18 protein-coding genes and 8 pseudogenes are annotated in these 23,468 nt (G+C 34.9%); 16 read left to right on the top strand and 10 right to left on the bottom strand.

Annotation, left to right across the window (positions count from 1 at the left end):
• Positions 1-187 precede the first annotated feature (187 nt).
• The 3 genes and pseudogenes from PWK10_RS09940 (at position 188) to PWK10_RS09930 (ending at position 2,910) form a co-directional block, all read left to right on the top strand.
• The gene (locus PWK10_RS09940; RefSeq protein ID WP_274765936.1) at positions 188-595 is read left to right on the top strand and encodes a hypothetical protein; all 408 of its coding nucleotides are present in this window, start codon (positions 188-190) and stop codon (positions 593-595) included.
• A complete protein-coding gene (locus PWK10_RS09935) occupies positions 592-1,617 on the top strand; it encodes an LTA synthase family protein (RefSeq protein ID WP_274768220.1) in 1,026 nt (341 codons plus the stop codon). Before PWK10_RS09940 ends, PWK10_RS09935 begins: the two co-directional genes overlap by 4 nt.
• Before the next feature lie 100 nt (positions 1,618-1,717).
• Positions 1,718-2,910, top strand: a pseudogene (locus tag PWK10_RS09930) (THUMP domain-containing class I SAM-dependent RNA methyltransferase).
• Here PWK10_RS09930 and PWK10_RS09925 read toward each other — a convergent pair.
• A complete protein-coding gene (locus PWK10_RS09925; RefSeq protein WP_274765935.1) occupies positions 2,863-3,114 on the bottom strand; it encodes a spore coat protein in 252 nt (83 codons plus the stop codon). The pseudogene PWK10_RS09930 and the gene PWK10_RS09925 sit on opposite strands and share 48 nt — an antisense overlap.
• 12 nt (positions 3,115-3,126) lie before the next feature.
• Positions 3,127-3,312, bottom strand: coding sequence for a hypothetical protein (locus PWK10_RS09920; protein WP_008907641.1), 186 nt, complete (start codon positions 3,310-3,312; stop codon positions 3,127-3,129).
• Positions 3,313-3,394: 82 nt separating this feature from the next.
• On the opposite strand from PWK10_RS09920, the pseudogene PWK10_RS09915 reads away from it, so the two are divergent.
• The 3 genes and pseudogenes from PWK10_RS09915 (at position 3,395) to PWK10_RS18665 (ending at position 5,845) form a co-directional block, all read left to right on the top strand.
• Positions 3,395-4,337: pseudogene (locus PWK10_RS09915) on the top strand (phosphoglycerate dehydrogenase).
• Between the two features lie 100 nt (positions 4,338-4,437).
• Positions 4,438-5,244, top strand: coding sequence for a Na+/H+ antiporter NhaC family protein (locus tag PWK10_RS18675; RefSeq protein ID WP_342455493.1), 807 nt, complete (start codon positions 4,438-4,440; stop codon positions 5,242-5,244).
• Positions 5,238-5,845, top strand: a pseudogene (locus tag PWK10_RS18665) (Na+/H+ antiporter NhaC family protein). The gene PWK10_RS18675 and the pseudogene PWK10_RS18665 overlap by 7 nt, the downstream one beginning before the upstream one ends.
• A gap of 35 nt (positions 5,846-5,880) precedes the next feature.
• Here PWK10_RS18665 and PWK10_RS19845 read toward each other — a convergent pair.
• Complete coding sequence (locus PWK10_RS19845) at positions 5,881-6,246, bottom strand: hypothetical protein (protein ID WP_446715242.1); 366 nt, start codon at positions 6,244-6,246, stop codon at positions 5,881-5,883.
• Between the two features lie 24 nt (positions 6,247-6,270).
• A complete protein-coding gene (locus PWK10_RS09900; protein ID WP_274765934.1) occupies positions 6,271-6,714 on the bottom strand; it encodes a cell wall hydrolase in 444 nt (147 codons plus the stop codon).
• A gap of 132 nt (positions 6,715-6,846) precedes the next feature.
• Between PWK10_RS09900 and PWK10_RS09895 the strand changes: the two genes are divergently transcribed.
• From PWK10_RS09895 to PWK10_RS09870, 6 genes and pseudogenes are all read left to right on the top strand, one after another.
• Positions 6,847-7,605, top strand: a complete 759-nt coding sequence (locus PWK10_RS09895; RefSeq protein ID WP_274765933.1) for an exodeoxyribonuclease III — start codon at positions 6,847-6,849, stop codon at positions 7,603-7,605.
• 84 nt (positions 7,606-7,689) lie between these two features.
• Positions 7,690-8,659: pseudogene (locus PWK10_RS09890) on the top strand (acyl-CoA dehydratase activase-related protein).
• Positions 8,586-9,684: pseudogene (locus tag PWK10_RS09885) on the top strand (2-hydroxyglutaryl-CoA dehydratase). Before PWK10_RS09890 ends, PWK10_RS09885 begins: the two co-directional pseudogenes overlap by 74 nt.
• A pseudogene (locus PWK10_RS09880) lies at positions 9,665-10,614 on the top strand (acyl-CoA dehydratase activase). The pseudogenes PWK10_RS09885 and PWK10_RS09880 overlap by 20 nt, the downstream one beginning before the upstream one ends.
• 62 nt (positions 10,615-10,676) lie before the next feature.
• Positions 10,677-11,090, top strand: a complete 414-nt coding sequence (locus tag PWK10_RS09875) for an Hsp20/alpha crystallin family protein (protein ID WP_274765932.1) — start codon at positions 10,677-10,679, stop codon at positions 11,088-11,090.
• A gap of 205 nt (positions 11,091-11,295) precedes the next feature.
• A pseudogene (locus tag PWK10_RS09870) lies at positions 11,296-13,391 on the top strand (glutamine synthetase III family protein).
• Between the two features lie 91 nt (positions 13,392-13,482).
• Here PWK10_RS09870 and PWK10_RS09865 read toward each other — a convergent pair.
• From PWK10_RS09865 to PWK10_RS09850, 4 genes are all read right to left on the bottom strand, one after another.
• Positions 13,483-13,776 (bottom strand): hypothetical protein, encoded by a 294-nt coding sequence (locus PWK10_RS09865; RefSeq protein WP_274765931.1) that lies wholly within the window; start codon positions 13,774-13,776, stop codon positions 13,483-13,485.
• 55 nt (positions 13,777-13,831) lie between these two features.
• The gene (locus PWK10_RS09860; RefSeq protein WP_274765930.1) at positions 13,832-14,104 is read right to left on the bottom strand and encodes a hypothetical protein; all 273 of its coding nucleotides are present in this window, start codon (positions 14,102-14,104) and stop codon (positions 13,832-13,834) included.
• A gap of 707 nt (positions 14,105-14,811) precedes the next feature.
• A complete protein-coding gene (gene pulA / locus PWK10_RS09855; RefSeq protein WP_274765929.1) occupies positions 14,812-17,154 on the bottom strand; it encodes a type I pullulanase in 2,343 nt (780 codons plus the stop codon).
• Positions 17,155-17,237: 83 nt separating this feature from the next.
• A complete protein-coding gene (locus PWK10_RS09850) occupies positions 17,238-17,486 on the bottom strand; it encodes a pullulanase-associated domain-containing protein (RefSeq protein ID WP_274765928.1) in 249 nt (82 codons plus the stop codon).
• A gap of 1,149 nt (positions 17,487-18,635) precedes the next feature.
• Between PWK10_RS09850 and PWK10_RS09845 the strand changes: the two genes are divergently transcribed.
• On the top strand, positions 18,636-18,803 hold the full coding sequence (locus PWK10_RS09845) for a hypothetical protein (protein ID WP_008907627.1): 168 nt from the start codon (positions 18,636-18,638) through the stop codon (positions 18,801-18,803).
• On the opposite strand, the gene PWK10_RS09840 is transcribed toward PWK10_RS09845, so the two are convergent.
• Both PWK10_RS09840 and PWK10_RS09835 read right to left on the bottom strand, forming a co-directional pair.
• Positions 18,804-19,040, bottom strand: coding sequence for a YkoF family thiamine/hydroxymethylpyrimidine-binding protein (locus tag PWK10_RS09840; RefSeq protein ID WP_274765927.1), 237 nt, complete (start codon positions 19,038-19,040; stop codon positions 18,804-18,806).
• A 157-nt stretch (positions 19,041-19,197) separates the two neighbouring features.
• Positions 19,198-19,860, bottom strand: coding sequence for an aminotransferase class IV (locus tag PWK10_RS09835; protein ID WP_274765926.1), 663 nt, complete (start codon positions 19,858-19,860; stop codon positions 19,198-19,200).
• A 287-nt stretch (positions 19,861-20,147) separates the two neighbouring features.
• Between PWK10_RS09835 and PWK10_RS09830 the strand changes: the two are divergent.
• The 3 genes and pseudogenes from PWK10_RS09830 to PWK10_RS09820 all read left to right on the top strand — a co-directional run bounded on the left by PWK10_RS09830 (position 20,148) and on the right by PWK10_RS09820 (position 23,398).
• Positions 20,148-21,049: pseudogene (locus PWK10_RS09830) on the top strand (phosphate butyryltransferase).
• Between the two features lie 26 nt (positions 21,050-21,075).
• Entirely contained in the window at positions 21,076-22,833 is a 1,758-nt protein-coding gene (gene iorA / locus PWK10_RS09825) for an indolepyruvate ferredoxin oxidoreductase subunit alpha (RefSeq protein WP_274765925.1), read from the top strand.
• Positions 22,826-23,398, top strand: coding sequence for an indolepyruvate oxidoreductase subunit beta (locus tag PWK10_RS09820; RefSeq protein WP_008907622.1), 573 nt, complete (start codon positions 22,826-22,828; stop codon positions 23,396-23,398). Before iorA ends, PWK10_RS09820 begins: the two co-directional genes overlap by 8 nt.
• Positions 23,399-23,468: the final 70 nt, after the last annotated feature.

Here is a 23,468-nt window from a genome sequence, read left to right as displayed (position 1 = left end):
AGGTAAAGATATTATTTCTTATAAATATATTAATTGCATTTATTTTAACTGTGGATTTATTTTATTATGATTACTACAAAAGCTTTTTTACATTATTCTCACTAAGACAAGTTGGATTATTAGGAGAAGTTGTTAATTCATTAACTTATCTTTTAAGGTGCAATATTTAATTTTAATAGCGGATGTTTTGCTAAGTATTTTTATCATAACGAGAAAAATTGGCTTCGATGAAGAAAAATTTGGCGATAAGGCAGTTAAGATGTTTGCGTTAATACTTTCAGGAATATTAATTTTAAATATAAATTTTTATCTTGCAAGAAAAAAGGACAAATGGGTTTTGACGGAAATGTATGATAAAAGGTTTATAGTAGAAAATACAAGCATATTAGGCTATCATTATTTTGATTTTAAAAAGTTTGCTAATGAAAATAATTTTATAAAAATAATAGATTCGGCAAAGGCAGCTGAGATTAAGGAATTTTTTAATAAAAAGAAAAATGGAGAAAAACCTAATTATTATGGAAAGTATAAGGGAAAAAATTTAATTATTGTTCAACTTGAGGCCTTCCAATACTTCCTTATCGATAAAAAATAAACGGAGTTGAAGTTACACCAAACTTAAACAAATTAGCAAGGGAAGAAATCTATCTTTCTAATTTTTACTATCAAATTTCTAATGGTGGGACATCCGATGCAGAATTTGCAGTAAACACATCGTTGCTTCCTTTATCAAATGGAGCAGTTTATTATTTATACCCTTACAATAACTATGAATCCATTGCTAAACATTTAAAGGACCTAGGATATTTTACAAGCGTTATGCACGGCAATGACGAATCCTTCTGGAATAGACCCTCCATGTATAAAAGCTTAGGATTTGATAAATATGAAAGTATAAATGACTTTACTTTTGAAGAAAAGATTGGGCTTGGTTTAGCCGACGATAGCTTCTTTAAACAGGCGGTAGGAAAGATGAAGGGATATAATAAACCCTTTTATTCCTTTTTAATAACCCTATCTAGCCATTACCCATATAGGGATAAAAAGTTTGAGGAGTTTGATGTAGGAAATCTAAAAGGAAGTCTATTAGGGAATTACCTTCAAAGTGCCCATTATGTTGATAGGACCCTTGGAGATTTTGTTGAAAATCTAAAAAAGGAAGGGCTTTGGGATAACTCTGTTGTAATCTTTTATGGTGATCATCATGCGATTCCTTATGGCAACAAGGAGGAACTTGAAAGGGCAATTGGAGAAAAAATAAATGACGATTATGACTGGACCTTAAATCAAAGGGTTGTTGCAATAATGCATGTCCCTGATTTTGAAATAAAAGGACAAATCGACAAGGTATGCGGCCAGGCGGATTTGGCACCGACCATTGCAACGCTTTTTGGATTTGAACTTGAAAAGTCATTAGGGAAGAATATATTTTCAAATGAAAAAGGCTATGTAATATTCCCTGATGGAAGCTTTATCTATGATGACTATATGTATCTTCAGCAAAAGGGTGAAATGGTAGATAAGGATACGAAAAATAAAGTAAATGAGTATTATATTATTGAGATGATGAAAAAAATGTATGATTATTCATCTTTGATAATAAGAAATAACCTCTGAAATGACCACCTCAAAAATGAGGTGGTCATTATGTTAAAATATCAGAAAATATGATATAATCATAAAAAAGTTTTAGGAAAATAGTAAAAGGAGAGGTAGGATGAGATACGATATAGTTGCAACATGTGCCTTTGGAATAGAAGGAATACTTAAGGAGGAGCTTTTTAAGCTTGGAATAAAAGATATTTTTGTTGATAACGTAAGGTAACTTTTAAAGGGGATGAAGAAGATATTGTAAGATGTAATATTTGGCTGAGAACTGCTGATAGAATTTTAATAAAAATAAAGGAGTTTAAAGCTGAAACCTTTGAAGATTTATTTCAAGGAACAAAGGCGGTAAATTGGGGAGAAATACTTCCTAAGGATGCAAAAATTCATGTTGTTGGAAAGTCTGTTAAGTCAAAGCTCTTTAGCGTATCCGATTGTCAAGCTATAGTTAAAAAGGCAATAATAGAATCTATGAAGAATAAATATAAAATAGAGTGGTTTGAGGAGAGCGGACCTACATATAAAATAGAAATTTCGCTTTTAAAGGATATTGCAACCCTCACTTTAGATACATCAGGGATAGGACTTCATAAAAGGGGATACAGAGAAATTGCTGGAGAGGCACCCCTTAAGGAAACCTTGGCATCAGCCCTTGTTTATTTAAGCAGGTGGACTCCTGATAGAATTTTAGCGGATCCCTTTTGTGGTTCAGGAACTATCCTTATTGAAGCTGCCATGATTGGTAAAAATATAGCACCGGGACTTAATAGGGAATTTGCAGCAGAAAAGTGGCCTAACTTCAATAAAAGGATTTGGGAGGAGGAAAGAAAAAGGGCAAGGGAGGAGATTAACGACAAAGAATTTTTACTTTTAGGCTCAGACATTGACGGAAAAGTTTTAAAGGTTGCAAGGGAGAATGCCAAAAGGCTGGAGTAGAAAAGTTCGTTGCCTTTCAAAAGCTTCCAATGGAGGATTTTAGGTCAAAGAAAAAATATGGAGTTATAATTACAAATCCTCCCTATGGTGAAAGGCTTATGGAAAAAGGGAGGTTGAGGGACTTTATAAGAGGATGGGGAAGTTTTTTCAAGGCTCGACTCTTGGTCCTTTTTCATCTTAACAGCCCATCCGGAGTTTCAAAGGCACTTTGGCAAGAAGGCAGACAAAAATAGAAAGTTATATAACGGAAAGCTTTTATGCTACTATTATCAATATTTTGGTCCATTGCCGCCCAAAAATAAAGGAGTGGTAACCACTCCTTTAGAAGGTGCCAAGGTCTGTTTTAACCTGCTGGATATCCTGAGGTGAAGCAGGTTTTGCTGACTTGTAGTATCCCTTTTGTTCAGCTATTTTATAAAGGTCATATTGGAACTGTTCGTCTGAATTTCTTATCTGCTGTAGAGTGCTTCTTAGCTGTGCATTAGTGCATTGTGCTATAGCATTAGCGTAGTTTGTTAGGCTGCTATTTATCATGGAAAGTGCATCGTTTACAAGAGCCTTTTCGTTGAGCATTATAAACCCTCCCTATTGTAAGAATGAAAGAAGCTTTTGTTTAGTATTTCTTGCGCTTTGTGCCGCTTGAGTAAACATCTGCTTTATCTGAGGATCGGTTGCCATTTGGGCATATGAGTCAAACTTTTGGGCAGCTGTATCATGTTGCCCTATTAAGTGCCTTAAATTTTGAAGTTCCAGTTGATTAAGCTGTGCCATATGAACACTCCTTTCTTTATTTTTCATTATTATTTTTGTCAAATAAAGTCGAAATAATACAAGTAAAAATTGGGGGATATGGATGAAAAAAGCTTTGTTTACATATGATTACGGAAAGGAAAAGATGAATTTAATTAAAGAATTAGGCTATGATGTGATAATTAAAGAGGAAAAGGCTTTAGTTTATTCGGAGGAATTGAAGGACGTTGAGGTTTTAGTCTGCTATGATCCCTTTTCAACGCTTGATATCACTAAAATGGAAAAACTAAAGTGGATTCAATTATCAAGTATTGGTATCGATCAGGCGCCAATTGATTATATTAAAGAAAAGGGAATAATCCTTACAAACAACAAGGGAGGATATAGCATTCCAATCGGAGAATGGATTGTTATGAATATTCTTCAGCTTGCAAAAAATAGCATAAAGTTTTTGAAAAGCAGAAAAATAAGATGTGGAAGATAGACACATCTATAATAGAAATATATGGTAAAACAATCGGATTTATAGGAACTGGAACTTTAGCCATTGAAGCTGCAAAGCGATTACAGGGTTTTGGACTTAATATTTTAGGGCTCAACTCAAGTGGAAGAAATGTAGAGGGATTTAATAAATGTTTTTCAAAGGATGAGATGGATGATATGCTAAGGCTTTGCGATTTTGTTGTTGTAACAATTCCTTATACAAGGGAGACGCATCATTTAATAAATAAAGAAAGATTCGATGTCATGAGGGATGGAGTATATTTTATAAACGTTGCAAGGGGAAGTGTTGTCGATGAAGGGAGCTTATTAAAAATTTAAAAAGCGGAAAAATAAAGGCTGCAGCCCTTGATGTTTTTGAAGAGGAACCTTTAAAGGAGGACAGTCCTCTTTGGGATATGGAAAATGTATATATAACCCCCCATAACTCTTGGGTATCGGAGATGAGGAACGAAAGAAGGTTTAAACTTATATATGAAAACATGAAAAAATATGTTGAAGGGGAGAAACTTTTAAACGTAGTTAATTTACAAAAAGGATACTAAAATCTACAAATGTTAACAATTTAAAATTTTTTAAATATTATTGAAATTTAATGGTGATTAATGTTAAAATATAAAAAAGCTTATTTTTGGGGGTATCTTAATGGAAAATGGACAAAAGAGAAAACCAAGTGTTTGGGATGCTCTAATCCCAGTCGTTGCACTCGTTGCAATTCTTTCCTTCTCAATTTTAAAGTATGAAGCAAGCCCACATATTCCACTTGTTATTTCAGCCGTTATTGCTGCATTAATGTCAATAAAGGTTGGACTTAAGTGGGAAGAAATCGAAAAAGGTATTATCGACACTATTGGAATGTCAATGCAGGCAATCATAATCCTTATGATTATAGGAACAGTTATAGGTGCATGGATTCTTTCAGGAACAGTTCCTGCTATGATTTACTATGGTTTAAAAGTATTATCCCCAGGAATCTTTTTGGTTGCAACACTTATAATCTGTAGTATAGTATCCCTTGCAACAGGAAGCTCTTGGACTACTGCAGGAACAGTAGGTATTGCCCTCATTGGAGTTGGACAAGGTCTTGGAATCCCACTACCAATGGTTGCAGGGGCAGTTGTATCAGGTGCATACTTTGGAGATAAAATGTCTCCATTATCAGATACAACAAACCTTGCACCTGCTATGGCTGGTGCAACGCTTTTCGACCACGTAAAACACATGATATTTACAACAGGACCAAGCTATTTAATAGCTTTAGTAGTTTATGCAATATTAGGTGCTAAATTTGCAGGAAGGCAACTTGATGTTGGTCAAATAAATCAAATACTTGATGCACTTTCAAAGCAGTTTAATATAAGCCTATGGCTTTTAATCCCACCTATAGTGGTTATAGTAATGGTTGTTAAAAAGGTGCCTGCAATCCCCGGTCTTTTTCAGGAACTATCTTAGGTGCAATTTTTGCAGTTATATTCCAGGGCAAAGGATTTGGAGACATATTATCAGTTCTTAACGATGGTTATGTTTCAGAAACAGGATTTAAGATAGTTGATGACCTCTTAACAAGGGGTGGACTCCAGAGCATGATGTATACAGTATCATTGATCCTTTGTGCTATGACCTTTGGAGGAATAATGGAAAAGGCAGGCTTTTGGAAGTTCTTGCTGAAAAGCTACTTAGCTTCTCAGATAGCGTTGGAGCCCTTGTTACTGCAACCATCTTTTCAAGTATATTTACAAATATAGTTGCAGGTGATCAATACCTTTCAATAGTAATTCCAGGAAGAATGTTCAAAAAGGCCTTTGATAAGAAAGGCTTACATCCAAAGAATCTTTCAAGGTGTCTTGAGGATGCCGGAACTTTAACATCGCCTCTTGTTCCATGGAATACCTGTGGTGCATTTATGATGGGGGCATTAGGAGTTCATCCATTTGCATATCTACCTTATGCGGTTTTAAATTATGTTAATCCATTTGTATCCATATTCTATGGATTTACAGGTATCACAATGGAAAAGGTAAAACCTGAGGAAACTGCAACAGTAAATGCATAATATAAGGCCCTAAAGGGTTAAACCTTTTAGGGCCTTTATTCATATATTGAGACGAATTTAATTGAATAAAGGTCGCACATAACTTTAAAGTTTGTAGAAAGTTCCCTAATTACTACATAGCTTATACCAACTTCTAAAAGGATTCCTTCCTTGTCTATAAACAAATCTGTTCCAATCAAAAAGTCTATCTTTACCTTTTTACCAATTTGTGTTCTTAAATAAGCCTGTGTATAGCCTATGTCCTTTAGAGTCGGTTCCATCTGTGCCTCTGCTACATCAATAGGTTCAAATGGCTGCTGCCTAAAGTATTCATAGGGACACATCATAGCAGGGCTAAAATATTGAGGAACGAAATAATTCATTTCTTTTGTTTCGTTAACTTGATTTTCTTTTTTAGACATAAAGAACCTCCTTATATATTAATATCAAGTTTGGGCATACAAAGGAGTTGGAATATAAAAGCAATGCTGGGCAATCCTTGTTATATATTGCCCTGTTCTGTTAGGAGGAAAATAGTAGGCACAGGAAGGTTTATATGGATTATAATACCAAAGGGCAAAGCCTATACCTGAATACTTGTTGCCGGAAAGGGCCCAATCGGCTATCCAGTAGTGATATTTATTGGGTGGTTTTGCCCATATATTTTGATAATTAGGCTGGCCGTATACCTTTACCATAGCGCAGGTAAATTGACGGGGCTGAAGGATAACCTTTCTAAGATCTCCCTGGCATACCCTTCTATATTCCCCATAGGTTACATTAACCCTATTCATAACAACACTTGCAACGGCCTTCATGCCTATTTCGCCTTCACCCTCAGCTTCACATCGAACAAGCCTTGCAAGAAGTTCTCTTGCTGAAAAGGACATACAATCACCAAAACAAAAAGCTTTAATAATAATATATTCTTAAAATTAGTTTAAAGTTACTTTATTGAATAAATTTTTTTAAAATATATAATTTATTTGTCTAATAAATTATATGAAGGGAGAAAAACTATTATGAGAATATATACATGGAATGTAAATGGGCTAAGGTCCATTTTAAAAAAGGGGTTAATGGAGTTTATAAATGATGAGGATCCGGATATTCTATGTCTTCAGGAGACAAAGCTTCAGGAGGAACAAATAGATGATGAGATTAAAAACCTTAAAGGGTATTATAAATATTTTAGCTTTGCAAATAAAAAGGGATATAGCGGCGTTGCAATTTTCACTAAGGTGGAACCAAAGAATATCTATCATGGGATTGGAATAGAAGAATTTGACACAGAAGGAAGGATTTTGATTGCTGAATATGAGGATTTTATCCTTTTTAATATATATTTTCCTAATGGCAAAATGAGCGATGAAAGATTGGATTATAAACTAAGGTTTTACGATGCCATTATGGATTACTCGAAAAAGCTTTTAGAAGAAGGTAAAAATATAATTATATGTGGCGATTACAACACAGCTCATAGGGAAATAGACCTTAAAAATCCAAAGCAGAATGAAAAGTCCTCAGGTTTTTTACCGATAGAAAGGGAATATATAGATAGATTTTTAGAGATAGGCTTTATTGATGCCTATAGACATTTTTATCCTGATAAAATCGAATATACCTGGTGGAGCTATATGTTTAAGGCAAGGGAGAAAAATGTAGGCTGGAGAATAGATTACTTCTTTGTTTCAAATAATTTTATATCAAAGATAAAAGACGTTGAAATTTTAACCCATATTCACGGCTCAGACCACTGTCCTGTTAAACTAACTATTTAAGGCTCGGATTTTCCGAGCCTTTTTGTATATTTTTACATTTTAAAGTTAAAAATATATTAGTGTAGGTCAAAAGGAGTGGTTACTATGAAGGTTGGGATTCCAAAGGGACTTTTATATTACAAATACAAGCCTTTTTTACGACTTTTTGAGGAACTTGGTGCAGAGATAATCGAATCTCCAGATACCAATAAGGAAATACTTGATCTTGGGGTTAAGCTCTGCACCGATGAGGCGTGCCTTCCTATTAAGGTTTTCCACGGACATGTGGAAAAGATAAAGGATAAGTGTGATTTAATTTTGGTTCCAAGGATTATGCAGGTTGAAAAGAGGGAGTTTATCTGCCCTAAGTTTTGCGGAATCCCTGAGATGATCGAAAACAATATAAAGGATTTACCCCTAATAACAAAGGCTCCTATATACTCCTATTCAGCAGATAAATTTATAAATTGGGCCTATGAAACGGGAAAATTATTTACAAAAAGCTATGTAAAAATACAAAAAGCCTTTGAGGATGCATTAAAGGAGCAGAATAATTTTAAAGAAGGAATAGATCATGAAGGGTTTCAATATAAAATTGCCCTCATTGGCCATACCTATAATATCTACGATAATTTTATAAATATGAATCTAGTAAAAAATTAAACGGATTTGGCATTGGGGTTATCACCCATGAAGTAGTGGATGATAGCATTAAACATATGGAAATTAAAAAGCTTTTTAAAAGGCCCTTTTGGACCTTTGCAAGGGAATACTACGGATTTGCTTCATATGCTGTAAAAAATAAATTGATTGATGGAATTATTTATTTATCCTCCTTTGCCTGTGGAATTGACTCTGTAATAGTGGAGCTTTTAAAGCTTGAGTTTGCGGATGTTCCCTTTTGCTTCTTAAAATTGACGAACACACAGGGGAGGCAGGATTTGATACAAGGGTTGAGGCCTTTGTAGATATGCTGACGAGAAGAAAAAGGGGAATCTTGCTTGAAGGTTACATTTCCTCACATGGGCAACGTATATATAGGTGCAAAATTTTTAATGGATGGGCTTGGAATTGACTATGTGATTCCGCCCTTTAACAAGTAAAAGGGCACTCGAGATTGGAAGTTTGTATTCTCCGGAGGAGATATGTCTTCCCTTTAAAATAATGATGGGGAATTATATAGAAAGCATTGAAAGGGGAGCGGATACGATAATTTTGACAGGCAGCTGCGGCCCTTGTAGATTTGGTGAATATGCAGAACTTCAAATGAAAATATTAAAAAAATTAGGCAAAAACTTAGATTTTATTGTATTGGATTTGCCATCTGATATAGGATTTGATGAATTAAAAGAAGAATAAATAAGATTTCCTCTCAAAGCCTAAAATCAAAAAGGGAAAATACATGGCCCTTGTAAATGCCTATAGGATAATAGGGCTTATAGATGCTCTTGAGGCAAAGGCCCACGAAAGGGCAGGATATGAAGTAAACAAGGGAGAATGCAAGGGACTATTAAATGAATGCAAAAGAAAACTATTAGACACAAATAATCCTAAAGAGGCGATATCGATTTTAAAGGAATACCATAAAAAAATGGATGAAGTTGAAATAAGCAGAGAAAAAATCCCATTAGGGTTGCTATAATAGGAGAAATTTATACTATAATCGAGCCCTTTTCTAATCTATATATAGAGGATAAGCTGATGGAAATGGGAGTTTCAACTAAAAGGACCTTAAGCCCAAGTTGGTGGGTTTACAATGCTGTTCTTTTAAGTCCCTTTGGACTTACTGCAAAGAAGATCAGGGATGCAGCAAAGGAGTATCTGCCTTTAGGAGTTGGAGGACATGGACAGGAATGCGTTGGAGAGGCTATTTTGTCCTATGAGGAGGGTTTTGACGGTGCTATTCAAATTTTCCCATTAGGATGTATGCCGGAGATCGTCTCAAAATCCATTTTGCCATCTATATCAAGGGATAAAAATTTCCCTATCTTAAGCCTTGTTGTGGATGAAATGACCGGGGAGGCAGGATATCAAACAAGACTTGAGGCCTTTATAGACCTTTTGGAAAGGAGAAGAGGATATGTATTATCTGGGAATTGATGTTGGATCAGTCAGCACAGATATAGTTGTAATAGATGAAAATTTTAATGTTGTTGAAAGCGTTTATTTAAGGACAAAGGGAAGGCCTATTAAGGCAGTTCAGGAGGGCTTTAAAATTATAAAGGACAAAGTTAAAAGTACTGATATTGCAGGAGTTGGAACTACAGGAAGCGGAAGACACATAGCAGCCTTTTTAGTTGGTGCTGATGTTGTTAAAAATGAAATAACATCCCATGCAGTTGCTGCATTGAGTTTGGATAAGGATGTAAGGACTATAATTGAAATTGGTGGACAGGATTCAAAGATAATTACATTAGAGAATGGAATGATAACGGATTTTGCAATGAATACCGTTTGTGCAGCTGGAACGGGATCTTTTTGGATAGGCAGGCGGAAAGGCTTGAAATCCCGATAGAGGAGTTTGGCGATTACGCATTAAAATCTAAAAACCCTGTAAGAATCGCAGGAAGATGTGCTGTTTTTGCAGAGTCTGATATGATTCACAAGCAGCAGCTTGGATTTGCTGTTGAGGATATTATAAGGGGGCTTTGTGAGGCCCTTGTTAGAAATTATCTTAACAACGTAGCAAAGGGAAAGGATATTAAAAGCAAAATATTTTTCCAGGGTGGAGTTGCAGCCAATAAGGGAATGAAAAGGGCCTTTGAAGAGGCTTTAGGATGCGAGGTTTTTGTTCCGAAGCATTATAACATGATGGGTGCAATAGGTGCCGCAATCCTTTCTGCTGAAAAGCGGAGCAAGTGGACCAATTTTAAAGGATTTGAAATCGCCGATGTAAATTATGAAACGGCAAGTTTTGAATGCAACGGGTGTTCTAACCTTTGTGAAGTTGCGGTTATAAAATGTGAAGATAAGGTAATCGGGTATTTTGGTGACAGATGTGGAAGACATAGTGGCAAAGTTGCCGTATAATTCTAGTTTAAACTCACTTGTTTTTCAAAAAATAATATTGAGAAAAACAAGGGGGTGATGATATGCATCTTATTCCATTTAGTCCCTTCAATGAACTTGAAAGATTAAGAAGGGATGTCGATGATGTATTTAAAAGCTTTGACCTTTATGAAAGACCAAGGGTTGATGTCTTTGAAGATGAAAAAGAGGTCAAAGTTGTTGCTGAAATTCCAGGAATATCAAAGGATGATATAGACATTACGGTATATGATGATTCTGTAAGGATTACTGGCGAAGTTAAAAGGTCAAGCGAATTAAAAGAAGAAAACATTAGAAGAAGCGAAAGGTTCTACGGAAAGTTTACAAGAACCGTCCCTCTTCCATCGGAGGTAAAATCCGATGAAGCAAGGGCAGACTATAAGGATGGAGTATTAACTATAACAATTCCAAAAAGATTTGAGGCAAAAAGCTCTGGTAAAAAGATAAAATTATCCTGATGAGCTGCAAATTTGCAGCTCATTTTTTATGAAATATTAATTTTCAAAAAATTAATATTTGTTGTATTGAAATTTGCATATTATAGTATTATCATATTTTTATAAAATAATTTAAAGATAAATGATAATTTTTAAATTAAATTAGGATTATATCGAAATATAAAATTAAATTTTTAAAAATATTTCGCTGATAGGGGATAAGGCAATGTCAAAAATTACACAATCCTTTGGAGTAAACGTTTTTAATGACGTTGTTATGAGGGAGAGACTACCTAAAAGTATCTATGTTAAACTTAGAAAAACCATTGATGAGGGTGTTGCTTTAGATGCTGAAGTTGCAGAGGTTGTGGCAAATGCTATGAAGGATTGGGCAATCGAAAGGGAGCAACCCACTTTACCCACTGGTTTCAGCCTATGAACGGAAGAACAGCGGGCAAATTGGAGTCCTTTATATCGCCTAAAAAGGAAGGCACTGCAATAACTGAGTTTTCTGGAAAAGAGCTAATAAAGGGAGAACCTGACGCTTCAAGTTTCCCAAATGGAGGACTAAGAACCACCTTTGAAGCAAGGGGTTATACTGTTTGGGACTGCACCTCTTATGCCTTTTTAGTAGAGGATGAAGGTGGAGCAGTTTTATATATTCCAACAGCCTTTTGTTCATATACTGGAGATGCACTTGATAAAAAGACACCTCTTTTAAGATCCATGGAGGCCGTATCGAAAGAAGCTTTAAGGGTATTAAGGCTTTTAGGCAATGGCGTATCTTCAAGAGTAATTCCAATGGTTGGAGCAGAGCAGGAGTATTTTTTAATTGATAAGGAGATTTTTAAAAGGAGAAAGGATTTAATTTATGCCGGAAGAACGTTAATTGGTGCAAAGCCGCCTAAGGGACAGGAGCTTGAGGATCATTATTTTGGAAGTATCAATGAAAAAGTTGCAGCATTTATGAAGGAAATAGATGAGGAACTCTGGAAGGTTGGAGTTTCAGCAAGGACGAAGCATAAGGAGGTTGCACCAAATCAATATGAAATTGCACCGGTATTTACTAATGCCAATGTTGCAGCGGATCATAATCAGATTATAATGGAAACTCTATTGAAGGTTGCCAATAGGCACGGTCTTGTTTGCCTTTTACATGAAAAGCCCTTTAAGGGAGTTAACGGTTCTGGAAAGCATGTAAACTTTTCTTTAATGACCAACGATGGAATTAACCTGTTTGATCCTGGAAAAACACCCCACGATAATCTTCAATTTTTACTTTTCCTTGCAGCGGTTATAAAGGGAGTTGATGAGTATCAGGATCTTATAAGAATTTCAGCTTCAAATCCAGGAAATGACCATAGATTAGGGGCCAATGAAGCACCTCCTGCGATTGTTTCTATATTTTTAGGTGAACAATTGACGGAAATATTAGAACAAATTGAAAAGGGAGAGATTATAAGTTCAAGAGGGAGAGAAAAATTAGAAACTGGAGTTATAACTTTGCCGGTGCTTAAAAAGGATACAACGGATAGAAATAGAACTTCACCCTTTGCCTTTACAGGGAATAAGTTTGAATTTAGAATGGTGCCATCATCTGCGTCAATATCAGATGCAGTGACAGTATTAAATACGATTTTAGCTGACAAATTAGGGGAATTTGCAGATAGATTGCAAAATTCAAAGGATGTAATAAAGGAAGCAAAGAATATAATAAGGGAAACAGTAAAAGAGCATAAAAGGATAATTTTCAATGGTGACGGGTATTCAAAGGAATGGATTGAAGAGGCTGAAAGAAGAGGCCTTTTGAATTTAAAAAGTTCAGTTGATGCAATAAAGTATTTGATTAGCAAGAAAAATATGGATTTATTTGAAAGGCATAAGGTGTTAAATAAAAATGAGATTTTTTCAAGATATGAGGTTATGCTTGAAGGATATATAAAGCAGCTTCTGATTGAAGCAAGGACTATGGTGGAGATATTTGTAAAGGATATAGTTCCTTCCGTTTCAAGATATATGAAGGATCTTGCAAAGGCTTCATTTGAACTTAAAAACATGGGATTTAATGCTGAAGTTCAACTTGATTTATTAAGGACAATAGATGAACTTTTTAAAAGAGCAAATAACCAATGCGATGCCTTAAAAAAATTAATTTCTCAGGCAGAATCCTTCGAGGAGGATTCCTACAACAAAGCATGCTTTATAAAGGATAATATTTTTACCCAAATGGAAACATTAAGAGAACTAATCGACGATCTCGAGAAGATACTCGACAGAAACTATTGGCCGATGCCCACCTACGGCGAGATAATGTTTAATTAGTAATTAGGGACGGTTCTTAATTGTTTTATAAATTCTGCAATTTTTAAAAGGCTGTCGGGCTAGTTTTTAACCCGAGCAGCCTTCACTTATATTAGAAGGATTGAGTTTGTGTTGAATAATTAAATTGTTTATTTCTAGACTGAGGCTTAAATCCTTTCAAAAGTCTACTTTTTAAAGGAGCCTTTCCGTCCCAATTTTTTAGTTTTTCTTCAAAATTTTGAAGAAGTTTGTTTGCTTCATCTTGTGTTAACTTTCCGTTTTTAACAAGATTATTTAGCTTTTCTTGGAAATGTTTTTTAGCTATTTCCTTTTTCTTATCTAGACTTAGATTATTATATTTTTCCCTTAAATTTAATTCAAACTTAAAGGGGAACTTCCATCCCATTTTGATAAACTTTCTTTTAAGTTGTTTAACATTTTATCAGCTTCGTCCTGAGTAATTACCCCATCTTCAACAGCAGTTTTAATTCTATTCTCAATTCTTTTTGAATAAGATTCTTCTTTTCCTCTAAAGTTAAATCTTTAAACTTTCCGTTAAACTGTTTGCCAAACTCACCCTTTGGTCTTAATTTGAAACAATCAGCATAAAGCTTAGAACCATTAAATTTGCTTGTAAATTTTTCTTTGAAAGTAAATCCTTTTGCAAAGGCCAAAGATGTCGTGCTTGTTAAAGCAATTGCAATTGCTAATGATAATGCTAATTTTTTCTTCAAAATTCTACACCTCCTTTTTAAATTTTCTTTTTATTGTATTATTATATTACCCCTGTATTATGGCAATTTTGTGTCAAAAATATTAAAAAAGTTAACAAAGGGACGACAGATTGTAGACAAACTCTCATTGGTTTTTAGACTTTGCAAGAGCCCCGGAAGGATTAGAAAAGGCATCTCTCATTAGCTCTAGCAATTAGAATTGCTTAGCGAAATGAGCGAATGCCAGGGAAATCCTTAACGGGGCTTATCAAAACAACTTTTTCAACAGTCTGCCGTCCCTAAAGGAGGCTATGTTATGGCAATAAATAGTAATTGCAAAAATGCCCCTATTATAATTCAAAAAATGTGACGGAAAGGATGTAAACTGCATTTGCAGATTTTGCCCAAGGAACTTAGGGCTTTGTATTGCGACAAAGTGGTGCAAGGAAACTGAATCATCTATTGTTTTTGAATAAAACAATGGAAAAGTTTAATTACCTTTTTAAGGGACGGTTCTTATCTTTATGAACCGTCCCTTAAAAATTAATTGATAGCTACCTTTCTTGATGCAAGGATTCCAACAATAAGTCCAATTAAGAGTGCGATGTAAACAAAATTAAATGAAGATCCTTTATAGTATAAAACATAAGCAGATTTTGCTGGAAGTTTTAAAGTATCGCCAGTTATAGTTCTTATAACTTCAGTTCCAGCCTTATTTTCATCTACAACTATAGCCCATTTGCCTTTTTAGGAAGTTTGATTGTTTGTTCAGATGTGTTGCCGTTAAAGGCAACTACAATATTTTCCCATTCATCCCCGTTAGCTTTATCCTTTAAAACATAAGCGATGACGTTTTTAGGAGCATTTAAAAATTCTAAATGCCTTTTTATCATATCAGAAGTTGTCATTCTAAAGGCAGGATGTTCCTTTCTAAGTTTAATAAGTCCTTTATAATATTCAACAACATCTAAATATTTTGCTTTCCTTTCCCAGTCTAATCTGTTTATCTCATCGCTGGCGTTATAGCTGTTTTCGTTGCCTTGTTTTGTCCTCATAAATTCTTGTCCAGCATGTATAAATGGTATTCCCTGAGATGTTAACACTATGGCCCCAGAGAGTTTGTGCATCGCTTTAATTTCTTCTTCCGTAGCATCGGGATTTGTGAATTTTAGTTTATCATATAAAGTATTGTTGTCATGGGCTTCACAGTATACAACAGACTGATCGGGTTCTATTCGTCCCCAGGTGTATATCTGGCCTGAATATTCAATTCCACCAACAATACCTGATTTTACTTTAAATTCAACATAATCCTTACCATTTACAAAACCAGCATCTGTTTTATCGAATACGCTTCCTTTGATCGCATCTCTTATTGTATCATTGAAATGAGCAATTCTTGGCATTTTATATGCATTCTTTTGGTTTGCCTTTACATCCGGTGAGAGGGCAGTGTTTAGATCCCAGCCTTCACCAATGATAATTATCGTGGGATCTATTTTATCTAGGGCCTTCCTTACCTCATTCATTGTTTCAACATCGTGAAGCCCCATAAGGTCAAATCTAAACCCATCGATGTTATATTCCTTTGCCCAATAGGTTACAGAGTCTATAATAAATTTTCTCATCATTTTTCTTTCTGATGCAGTATCATTGCCACAGCCTGAGCCATTTGTAAGCTTTCCATCATGCCCAGTTCTAAAGAAGTATCCTGGAACAAGCTTATTAAAGTTTGAGGCATCAGCACTGAACATATGGTTATATACAACATCCATAATCACCCTAAGGCCGTTGTCATGTAAAGCTTGGATAGCTGTTTTTAGTTCCTTTACCCTTGAAATAGGGTCATATGGATTAGTTGAGTAGCTTCCCTCTGGTGCATTGTAGTTTTTGGGATCGTATCCCCAGTTAAATTGAGGTTTTGTTGATGTCTCATCTATGCTTGCAAAATCGAAAATAGGTAAAAGCTGAACATGCGTTACACCTAAATCCTTTATATGGTCAAGGCCGGTTGATGTTCCATTAGGGCCTTTAGTCCCTGTTTCAGCAAGTCCTAAAAATTTGCCTTTGTTTTTTATACCGCTATCTGGGTGGATGGATAAATCCCTAACATGAAGTTCGTAAATTATTGCATCAACTGCATTTTTAAAGGGAGGTTTGAAGTTTGGATCCCACTTTTCGGGGTTTGTCCTAGAAAGATCTAAAACTACGCCTTTATCACCATTGACAGTCACAGAGCGAGCATAAGGGTCAACAGCTTCGTTCCATTTGCTGCCGATTTTAACTTTGTAAGTATAAATTGTTCCGTGCTGATCTCCCTTTAAGGTATAGCTCCAAACTCCCTTTTCCCCTTTTTGCATAGGAAGTTCTTGTCCAGCTTTATCCTCCCATTTTGAATAAATAACAAGCTTTGCTTCAGATGCAGTTGGTGCCCAAACTTTAAATAGGGTTTGTTCCTTTGAATAATTAGCACCAAGGTCGTTGCCATCGTAATAATACAATTTATCAAATTCTTCAGAGCTGAACACTTTGCCGTAGGAAACTATAATTGAACCATAACCAATTTTCTCAACGGTAATGGTTTTATCAAGGGGAAGTTTATCATAAGTTGTGATTATTAATTTTCTCCCTTTATTGTTTGAAACTAAATAGTTTTTATCTGGCTCTACCTTTGAAAGTTTTATCTGTTTTCCTTCAACCTTTACTACAATATCCTCTTTAAGATCATTTTTTAAAACAAATGGTATGTTTGTTTCAGCAGAAATGATATTCATGTCATCCAATGTTGCAGCAACAAATTTAGGTGACAAATCCAATTCGGAAGGAGAGTAGTGGACCTTCTCATCTCCCTGAGCAAGCCAAATTTCAGCTGATCCATCCTCTTTAAATTTAGTTATAAACCTATCGCCGAATTCCTTTTCAGCCCAGGGGTTATCCTTGGTGCTCCTTCTTGTTATTATCCCAAGCTTATCAACTCCTTCTGTCCCCTCAACATAAAATTCAGCTACCTTACCAAATTTGTCTTCGGAGGTAAAATAATAAGCAGAGCCTTCCTTACCAAATGGCCACACCCAAAGATTCCAGCCTTCATAATTTCCGTCATATCTAAAATAGTGAACTGTAACCTTTGTTCTTTCGCCTAAAGATGTTTTCTTTATGGATTTTTGTCAGGCTTAGAATAATAAATTTCAGGATCACCAGGTAAGAGCCAAATTTCTGCAACTCCATTTTTGAATTTATCGACGAACCTATCTTCTGCAACATCCTTTTCCCAATTGTCAGTTCTAACGATAAAACCAACTTTGTCATAGGCTTCTTCAAATTCTATTATTGCATAAGGACCAAAATCATCCTTGTGGGTAAATTCATATTTTTTCCCTCCATACCGTAGGGCCAAATCCACAAATTCCAGTCCTTATCGGTATTAGGATCCTTAGCATAGTGGATTATTAATTTGGTTTTTGTTTGAGCAAACGTTTGCTTAAAAGGGAATAAAAAAATTAAATTTGTAAATAAGAATATTAAAACTAATGATAAAACAGATAAATTTTTTCTTTTCATTTCCCCACCTCCATTTTTTCTCTATTATAAAATATTCTACAAAAATTTTATATTCCTCTAGGGACGGTTCTTAATTTTTTTACTTTTAAGACAAAAGATTTAAACAAAATAAAAAACGACGATATTTTAAACAAAGAATGCATCATTGTTTTTTTATAAAACATATTTTAATCTTTAAAGAACTTAAATTATATAAAAGATGTTGTTAATTTTTTTAAAAATAAAACAATTAAGAACTGTCCCCAAAAACACAAAAAATTTTATATTCCTCTTGGGACGGTTCTTAATTTTTTACTTTTAAGACAAAATTAAAAGTTCTAATACAAAATTGGGATGATTATTTAAAAAATAATTGATAACGAAGTTTTAAAAAAGAATGCACGATATTTTGTTTATAAAACACATTGTAATTTTAAAAAAAGTGAATTATAAAAACGATGTTGTTAATTTTTCTAAAAATAAAATAATTAAGAACCGTCCCCAAAAATAAAAAATATAAAGGGCACGTAGCAATCCACCTTGCACCAATATAGGTAGCTTATTACCCAACCATGATCTTCCGACCATGATAGAGCAGTTCACCACCTATACTGATGGTTCGTTCGACCATCTAGGATATCTACGCACCTGCATGCAACCTCTCGGCTGCATGCAAGCACTAGAACTAGTAGCTTGCTAGATCCTAAGCTAAGTTAAAAGCTTACGATACCCTAGATGATCTTAGCTCGACCCTGCATGATAGGTTGGAACCTTATTACAATCAAATGAAGCTCGACTGCAATAAAGCTTTTCCCCACCATGCAGGATCTTCCCTCCGGCTGCATGCAAGCCTGCCAGGGCCTGCATGCAACCTTTGGTCGACCCATATACGACCCTTTCGGATCATATATAGGTCTTAGCTCAACTGCTACGCACCCTTTACACTATGTATTGTAACCTGATATAATAGTATTATTCATGGAAATTTTATCTAATTTCAAGGGGTGGGTTTATGAAAAAGAATGCAAATGTAATTTTATATTTGTTTGCAGCTTTATGCTGGATAGCTGCTGCATTTATCACCTTTTCTAATAAGAATGTAAAGCTTGGAATATTGTATGCTGTTTTAGCTCTTATGAATTTAATACTAGCTTATCTTAGCAGAAGAAAGCTAATGTAATTAATCTGCGGCATTTGAAATGGTAACCACCATGTTAACTTCGCCAGCTTCCTGCGCAGTGTCAAACATTTCCTTTAAACTTCTCCAAACATCTTCCTCACGACCATGAAGATGCGTAGAGATAGAACCAACTTTGTAATCTACATTTTTATTTTGTAAGACTCGAATTGAATTGTTAATAACGCTTTCAGGATTATTGTGCTTTAAAGGATAAATGGTTACTTCAGCACAAATCATCTTAACACCTCCATTTTTAGTTTAAGCTAAGCACCAAAAATATTCCAGGGACGGTTCATTAGTTTTATCAGTTTTTTACAATAAAAAAATAAAATAGAGAATTAACAAAAATGAGGGACTGTATCACTGAGAAACAGTCCCTTAAAAATTAATAAAATTAATGAACCGTCCCTAAATAGTTTTTTATCTCCTCATTATAAAGTTCCATAATTTTTCTCATCAATATATTATTAACATCATAGATAACATCGTCTATTTTTGAAATAGGCAAAACCTTAGGCGAAGTTCCTGTTATAAAAGCTGCATCAAAGTTTTGAAGGTTTTCAATTTTAATTGGCTTTTCAATTATTTCAATATCATTTAATCTACATATTTTAATTATTTTCTGCCTTGTTATCCCTAAAAGAACGTCCTTTGCTGGGGCAGTGTAAACCTTATTTTCCTTAATAAAAAACAAATTTGACCTGCTTCCTTCTGTTACCTCACCCTTTTCGTTTACTAAAAGGGCCTCATAGCATCCCGCTTCTTTTAATCTTCTATTTATATCCTCCCTAAGATTTTTATATATCACCTTTGCATTTGGATTTTCCCTAACAGCTCTATAAATTATAGTTTTTACCCCATTTTTATACATATCTATATTTGGGTATTCGGATTTGATAAAATATAAATAAATATTAGGATTATCAAACTCGTTAATAACTATCTTTATATTTATATCCTTAACTTGATTAAGATTAGCTAACTTCAATATCTGCTGCCTTAAAGTTCCCATGCTTATATTTAATTCTTTGTTTAAAAGTTTTGCTGAATTTTTCAATCTCTCAAAGTGCTCCTCTAAAAAAGGGGTTTTCCATCTATAAGCCTTATGACTTCATAAATTGCAGGATTTAATTCATGATAAATTTTTTCAAAATCATTTATTTCATAAATATTTCCATTATGCATAAAAATTTCAAAATTGCCTCAGCCATTTTGATCACCTCACATATATTTTATAACTATTTTTAAAAAATGTATATCAACAAAATAATTTTTAAATAAAAAATTTTGCGAAAATTATAATTATTTGATAAAATATTAGGTGTAATGAAAGGAGGGCAATGTATGATAAGAAATTTTGATGAACTTTTAGATGCAGTTAGAGGCCGTAAGAAAATGAAGCTTTCTGTTGCAGCTGCAAACGATGTTGAAGTTTTACTTGCAGTGGAAAATGCAAGAGGTTTAGGTTTAATTGACGCAGTTTTAGTAGGAGACGCTGACGATATTAAAAAAATTGCCGATGAAAATAATATAGATTTGTCGAATTACGAAATCGTTGATGTTAAAAACTTAGTTGAAAGTGCAAGGGTTGCCGTATCCTTAGTATCCCAAGGAAAGGCAGACTTTTTAATGAAGGGCCTTATTGGAACTGCAGATCTTTTAAAGGCAGTTCTTGATAAGGAAATAGGCCTTAGGACAAATAATTTATTGAGCCATGTTATGGTATACAGCGTAGGGACTTATCACAAACTAATTCTTCTTACCGATGGTGGCATGGTAACATATCCCGATCTAACACAAAAGGTTCAAATAGTTCAAAACGCAGTTAAGGTTGCAAAGGCTCTTGGAATTAATCCTATCCATGTTGCACCGCTTTGTGCTGTTGAAGTTGTAAATCCAGATATGCAGGCTACAATCGATGCTGCTATCCTTTCAAAGATGAATCAAAGGGGCAAATTAAAGACTGTATAATCGATGGACCACTTGCCTTAGATAACGCAATATCAAAGGAAGCAGCACAGCATAAGGGAATAAAGAGCCCGGTTGCAGGAGAGGCAGATATACTTTTAGTTCCAAACATCGAGGCAGGAAATATGCTTGGAAAGAGCTTGACATATTTTGCAAGGGCAAAGTCAGCAGGAATAATAGTTGGTGCAAAGTGCCCAATTGTTTTAGTATCAAGAGCTGATACCCATGAATCAAAGCTATACTCAATAGCACTTGGAAGCTTAATCGCCAATTCATAATCAAGGGGAGTTAAGATGAAAAAATAATGACGGGCAACGAAGCCATTGCAAGGGGCGCCTATGAAGCAGGCTGCACCGTTGCTGCGGCATATCCAGGAACGCCCAGCACAGAAATTTTAGAAAACATTGCACAGTATGAAGAAATCTACGCAGAATGGGCACCAAACGAAAAGGTAGCTGTTGAAGTTGCAGCAGGTGCATCAATTGCTGGTGCAAGATCATTATCTGCAATGAAACATGTTGGACTTAACGTTGCAGCAGACCCTCTTTTTACAATGGCTTATGAAGGGGTTAATGGCGGCTTTGTAATAGTTACAGCAGACGATCCAGGAATGCACAGCTCACAAAACGAACAGGACAACAGACTCTATGCACAGCACGCTAAGGTTGCCATGATCGAACCCTCCGACAGCCAAGAATGTAAAGACTTTATTAAGACAGCCTTTGAAATTAGCGAACAGTTTGATACGCTTGTTTTATTTAGAATCACAACTAGAATTGCCCATTCTAAATCCATAGTAGAGCTATCCGAAAGACAGGAAGTTGGAGTTAAAGAATATAAAAAGGATGTTAAAAAATACGTTATGATTCCAGCTCATGCAAGGGTAAAGCATGTTGAGGTTGAAGAAAGATTAAAAAGGCTTCAAGAATATTCAAATACTACTCCATTAAATAGGATTGAGTGGGGAGACACTAAGATTGGAATCATAACAAGCGGTATATCATACCAATATGCAAAGGAAGTGTTTGGAGATAACGCATCATATTTAAAACTTGGATTTACATTCCCACTTCCAGATAAACTCATAAAAGAATTTGCAAGCAAAGTAGACAAGCTCTATATTATTGAAGAAAACGAGCCATACATTGAAACCTTTGTTAAGGCTTTAGGAATAAATTGCATAGGAAAAGAATTGATTCCAATTTGTGGCGAGCTAAATCCAGATATAATAAGAAGGGCACTTTTAGGCGAAAAGGAAAGGGAAACTTATTCAGTTGATGTAAAAGTGCCAAATAGACCTCCGGTTCTTTGTCCAGGCTGTCCACATAGAGGAATATTCTATGTTATGAGTAAATATAAAGATATTATAGCGACAGGTGATATAGGCTGCTACACATTGGGAATGATGCCACCATTAAACGTTACTGATACGGTTATAGATATGGGGGCAGGAATTTCAGCAGCAATTGGTTTTGAAAAGGCTGCCATGATGGCAAAGAGGAAAAATAAAATATTCGGTATAGTTGGAGATTCAACCTTCTTCCATTCAGGAATTACAGGGCTTATTGATGCAGTTTACAACAACAGCCCGATAGTTGCAGTGATTCTTGACAATAGCATAACAGCCATGACAGGACATCAAGAAAATCCAGGAACAGGAAAGACACTTAAGGGAGATATATCGCCGGTTATAGATATAAAGGGAATAGTTAAGGCATGCGGAGTTAAGGAAGAAAATATAAGGGTTGTTGATCCATATAAACTTGATGAAACAGAAAAGGCTGTAAAGGATGCATATAATGCAACTGAGCCATTTGTAATAATAACAAAACAGCCATGTGCTCTATTAAAGGATGTATTGAAAAAGAGGGCAGGAAGATATGTTAAAGTAAATCAAGATAAATGTAGAAAGTGTAAGTTATGCTTAAAGGTTGGCTGCCCAGCAGTTGCATTCAAGAATGGAAATATAGTAATAGATAAGGATATGTGCAACGGCTGCACAGTATGTCTACAAGTTTGTCCATTTAATGCGATAGAAAAGGTTGGTGAATGGAATGACTAAGAGCTTGTTATTTGTTGGAGTTGGTGGACAAGGGATTATACTTGCATCAAAGATTTTAACAGAGGGGCTTGTAAAGTTTGGATTTGACGTTAAAATGAGCGAAGTTCACGGTATGGCCCAAAGAGGAGGAAGCGTAACAACTCAAGTTAGATTTGGAGAAAAGGTATATTCACCTTTAATTGGAGAAGGCGAAGCAGATGTTATAGTTGCCTTTGAAAAGGTTGAAGCTGCAAGATGGATAAAATACCTTAAAAAGGGCGGAACTTTAGTTGTTAACGATTATGAAATATATCCACAATCTGTATTAGTTGGACAAGAGGTTTATCCAGACGATGTTATTCAAAAGCTAAAGGAAAATGTAGAAAACGTAGTTGTATTTAATGCAGCTGAAGTTGCTGAAAAACTTGGAAATATAAAGGCACAAAACATCGTTCTACTCGGTGCCCTAATAAAGGCATTAGGAGTTGAAAACCTTGATTGGGAAAGCGTAATAAAAGAAAACCTTCCCGAAAAAATGCACGATATAAATATCAAAGCTATAAAAGAAGGCATGAAGTTAAGTTAATATATGGGGACGGTTCTTAATTTTTTCATATTTAAAAAATTAAGAACCGTCCCTATTTTATTCTTCTTAA

It is taken from the genome of Caloramator sp. Dgby_cultured_2, from assembly GCF_028872215.1.
Lineage (GTDB): Bacteria > Bacillota > Clostridia > Clostridiales > Caloramatoraceae > Caloramator > Caloramator australicus.
Note: the sequence above shows the minus strand (reverse complement) of the source record. Positions and strands in the feature narration are given on the sequence as shown.

Excerpts from the sequence above, each read along its gene's own strand:
- PWK10_RS09925 (WP_274765935.1), bottom strand. The coding sequence starts at position 3,114 with ATGCTCAACGAAAAGGCTCTTGTAAACGATGCACTTTCCATGATAAAT.
- PWK10_RS09920 (WP_008907641.1), bottom strand. The coding sequence starts at position 3,312 with ATGGCACAGCTTAATCAACTGGAACTTCAAAATTTAAGGCACTTAATA.
- PWK10_RS18675 (WP_342455493.1), top strand. The coding sequence starts at position 4,438 with ATGGAAAATGGACAAAAGAGAAAACCAAGTGTTTGGGATGCTCTAATC.
- PWK10_RS19845 (WP_446715242.1), bottom strand. The coding sequence starts at position 6,246 with ATGTCTAAAAAAGAAAATCAAGTTAACGAAACAAAAGAAATGAATTAT.
- PWK10_RS09900 (WP_274765934.1), bottom strand. The coding sequence starts at position 6,714 with ATGTCCTTTTCAGCAAGAGAACTTCTTGCAAGGCTTGTTCGATGTGAA.
- PWK10_RS09895 (WP_274765933.1), top strand. The coding sequence starts at position 6,847 with ATGAGAATATATACATGGAATGTAAATGGGCTAAGGTCCATTTTAAAA.
- PWK10_RS09875 (WP_274765932.1), top strand. The coding sequence starts at position 10,677 with ATGCATCTTATTCCATTTAGTCCCTTCAATGAACTTGAAAGATTAAGA.
- PWK10_RS09865 (WP_274765931.1), bottom strand. The coding sequence starts at position 13,776 with ATGGGATGGAAGTTCCCCTTTAAGTTTGAATTAAATTTAAGGGAAAAA.
- PWK10_RS09845 (WP_008907627.1), top strand. The coding sequence starts at position 18,636 with ATGAAAAAGAATGCAAATGTAATTTTATATTTGTTTGCAGCTTTATGC.
- PWK10_RS09840 (WP_274765927.1), bottom strand. The coding sequence starts at position 19,040 with ATGATTTGTGCTGAAGTAACCATTTATCCTTTAAAGCACAATAATCCT.
- iorA (WP_274765925.1), top strand. The coding sequence starts at position 21,076 with ATGACGGGCAACGAAGCCATTGCAAGGGGCGCCTATGAAGCAGGCTGC.
- PWK10_RS09820 (WP_008907622.1), top strand. The coding sequence starts at position 22,826 with ATGACTAAGAGCTTGTTATTTGTTGGAGTTGGTGGACAAGGGATTATA.